5 protein-coding genes are annotated in these 3,418 nt (G+C 74.3%); all 5 read left to right on the forward strand.

What is annotated here, in order from left to right; all coding sequences use genetic code 11:
• A partial coding sequence (locus MNZ29_RS23765; protein ID WP_242357047.1) for a thiamine-monophosphate kinase occupies positions 1–451 on the forward strand: 451 nt, incomplete at its 5' end.
• A 59-nt stretch (positions 452–510) separates the two neighbouring features.
• Complete coding sequence (locus tag MNZ29_RS23770) at positions 511–1,899, forward strand: methyl-accepting chemotaxis protein (protein ID WP_242341542.1); 1,389 nt, start codon at positions 511–513, stop codon at positions 1,897–1,899.
• A gap of 4 nt (positions 1,900–1,903) precedes the next feature.
• Entirely contained in the window at positions 1,904–2,320 is a 417-nt protein-coding gene (locus tag MNZ29_RS23775; protein ID WP_242357049.1) for a chemotaxis protein CheW, read from the forward strand.
• Between the two features lie 43 nt (positions 2,321–2,363).
• Positions 2,364–2,732, forward strand: a complete 369-nt coding sequence (locus tag MNZ29_RS23780) for a response regulator (RefSeq protein ID WP_242341544.1) — start codon at positions 2,364–2,366, stop codon at positions 2,730–2,732.
• A gap of 242 nt (positions 2,733–2,974) precedes the next feature.
• On the forward strand, positions 2,975–3,418 hold a 444-nt coding region (locus MNZ29_RS23785; RefSeq protein ID WP_242357070.1), incomplete at its 3' end, for an Hpt domain-containing protein.

Consider the following 3,418-nt stretch of genomic DNA (forward strand, 5'->3'; position numbering starts at 1 on the left):
CGGCGCACCGGCCGCGCTCGTCCGCCGCCAGCGCCGGCCCACGCCGCGCCTCGCCGCGGGGCGCGCCCTCGCCGGCGTCGCCCGCGCCGCCATCGACGTGTCCGACGGGCTCGTGCAGGACCTCGCCCACCTGTGCGAGGCCTCGCGGGTGGGGGCCCGCATCGGCGTCGCCGATCTGCCGCTCTCCGCCGCCGCGGAGCGGCTCGCCCACCGCTCCGGCGCGGCCCGCGACGCAGCGCTCTCCGGCGGCGAGGACTACGAGCTCGTGGTGGCCCTCGCGCCCTCCCTCCTCCCCGCCGCGCGCGCGGCGGCGGCGAAGGCCCGCACCCCCCTCACCGTCATCGGCCGCTTCGTGCGGGGACGCGGCGTGCGCGTCGTCGGCCCCACCGGCGCGGCGGTCGAGGTCGAGCGGCGCGGTCACGACCACCTCCGCGCACCCACCGCTCTTTGACTTGGCGCAGGGCGCGTCTAGGATCGCCCCGCCGTCCCACGCCTTGGAGAGGGGCACCCTTGCCGCGAGCGAGCCGAGACGAGCGACTGTCCACCCGCCCGAGCGCGCGCTGGCAGGACGCGCCGCACCTCGTCGCCCTGCGCGGGCGCGCGGCCGAGGCGGCGCCCAGGGCGACGCCGCCGCTCGCCGGCGTGCCGGTCTCGCTCGAGAAGAAGATCCTCTTCAGCTACCTCGTCGTGGGCGCGGTGCTGCTCTTCGCGGTGCCGGAGATCCGCGAGCGCGTGCAGAGCCCGCTCGTGGCGGGCCTGGCGGTGCTCGCCCTCACCCTGCTCCTCGGCATCGTGCTCACCCTCGCCGTGGCGCGGGTGTCGCGCCTCGCCCGCCTGCGCGGGAGCGCCGTCGAGATCAGCCGCGGCGACCTCTCCAAGGCGGTGGTGTCGGAGGAGCAGCGCACCGCCCACGACGAGATCGACGAGCTGACCTACGCCATCCGCACCATGCAGGAGAACCTGCGCGACCTCGTGTCGCGCATCCAGCGGACGGCGCAGTCGGTGGCCGACTCGGCGAACGAGCTGCAGCAGAGCGCCGAGGAGGTGAACGCCTCGACGGACGAGGTCGCCTCCTCCATGGAGAAGATCGCGGTCGGCGCCGGGCAGCAGTCGGAGCTCGTGGAGCGGACCTCCAAGGTGATCGGGGAGATCGCCGCGTCCATCGAGGCGACGGCGCGCAGCGCGGAGGAGGCGGCGCGCGCCTCGGCGGAGACGAGCCAGTCGGCCGCCGCCGGCGGCGACGCCGCCCGGCTCGCCGGCGAGAAGGTGAAGAAGGTGTTCGCCCGCATCGAGGCCGCGAGCGAGCAGGTGTTCGCCTTCGGCGAGCGCACGAAGGAGATCTCCAAGATCGTGGAGGCGATCACCCAGGTCGCGAACCAGACGAACCTGCTCGCCCTGAACGCCACCATCGAGGCGGCCCGCGCCGGCGAGTACGGCCGCGGCTTCGCGGTGGTCGCCGAGGAGGTCCGCAAGCTCGCCGAGTCCGCCGGGCGCTCCGCGGAGCAGATCTCCTCGCTCGCGACCGACATCTCCGGCCGCGCGGGCAAGGTGGTCGAGACCATGAAGGAGTCGGTCTCCGAGCTCGGCGAGGGGCGCGAGGATCTGAACGCCATCATCCGCACCCTGGCCGACATCGCCAAGATCGCCGCCACCGGGGCGGACAAGGTGGGCGTCATCTCCCAGGCCGCCCGCGACCAGCTCCAGGGCTCGGCCGACATGGTCCAGGCGATGGACCACATCTCGGACGTCGCCTCCTCGAACGCGAGCCAGACCGAGCAGGTGCGCAAGGTCACCGCCGAGCAGACCGCGGCGGTCGCGCAGATGGCCGGCGCGGCGCAGGAGCTCACGAACCTCTCGCTCGAGCTCCAGGCGGTCGTCTCGCGGTTCCGGCTCGGCTAGGCGCGTGCGGCACGTCCTCTTCCGCCTCGGCAGGGAGCGGTTCGCGCTGCCGCTCGAGGCGGTGCGCGAGGTGGTGCTGCCCCAGCCGCCCTTCGCCCGCGTGCCGCGCGCGTCCGAGGCGGTGCGCGGGGTGATGAACCTGCGCGGGCGGGTGATCGCGGTGGTGGACCTCGCCCCCCTCGTCGGCCTGGCGGCGCAGGCGCTCGAGCCGTCCGCGGGGCAGGTGATCGTCCTCGACCACGCCCGGCGCGCGCTCGGGCTCCTCATCGGCGGCGTGCTCGGCGTCGAGCCGCTCACGCCGGAGGGCCGCGGCGGCGAGGGGCTCGTGCGCGGCGTCGCGACCTCGCGCGCGGGCGCCGTGACGGTGCTCGGGGCGGACGCCGTCGCGAGCGAAGCGGTCCGGCTGTTCGGCGGTAGGTGATGTGATAGGTTCCGAAGGACACCTTCGGGGGAGAGGTAGGCCGATGGCGAAGCGAGTCCTGATCGTCGACGACGCGATCTTCATGCGGAACATGATCAAGGACATCTTCTCGGGGTCCGGCTTCGAGGTCGTCGGCGAGGCCGCGAACGGGCTCGAGGCGGTCGAGAAGTACCGGGAGCTGAAGCCCGACCTCACCACCATGGACATCGTGATGCCGTTCAAGAGCGGCATCGAGGCGACGCGCGACATCGTCAAGCAGGACCACAAGGCGGTGATCGTGATGTGCAGCGCGCTCGGCCAGGAGTCGCTGGTGATGGAGGCCATCGAGGCCGGCGCGAGCGACTTCATCGTGAAGCCGTTCAAGGCGGAGGACGTCCTCTCCGTCGTGAAGAAGGTCCTGGGCGAGGCCTGACCGAGCGATCATGGTTCCGAAACGCTCAGCGAGCGAAGCGAGCCCGCCGGGGCGGCGCCGCGGAAGCGGCGACGCCGCTCGCGGCGTCGCACGGGACCCGGCGCGCAGGGGTGGGGCCCCGACGAGCTTCGCTCGGCGGGGCGGGGGCGCAGCCCCCGTTCGAACCTGGCTGAACGACAGCGCGACGCGCGTCACCGAAGGTGAACGCGCATCGCGAACTGTCGTTTAGCGCCCGGGGAGCCGTGGCGCTCGATCTCCAGAAGTACCTGGGTCTGTTCGCGAGCGAGGCGGGGGAGCACCTCGCCGCGTTCGGGCGCGAGCTCGTCCGCCTCGAGCGGGCGCCACCCTCCGCCGCGCGCAACGAGATCGTGGACGCGCTCTTCCGCCACGCGCACAGCGTGAAGGGGATGAGCGCCTCGATGCAGCTCGACGGCATCGCCTCGCTGGCGCACCGCCTGGAGGACCTCGTCGCGCTGTTCCGCGCCGCCCCCGCCCGGCTCGACGCCGCCGCGGTCGATCTCCTCCTCGCCGCGGGCGACGCCCTGCAGGGGATGGTGCAGGAGGCGGCGAAGGGCGGCTCGCCGGCCGAGGAGCCCGTCCTCTCCGCCCGGCTCGCCGAGGCGGCGGCGCGCTATCGCGGCGCGCCCGGCCCGCCGCCGGCGGCGACCGCGCCGGTCGAGCCGCCC

The organism is Anaeromyxobacter sp. SG64, from assembly GCF_022690745.1.
GTDB lineage: Bacteria > Myxococcota > Myxococcia > Myxococcales > Anaeromyxobacteraceae > Anaeromyxobacter > Anaeromyxobacter soli.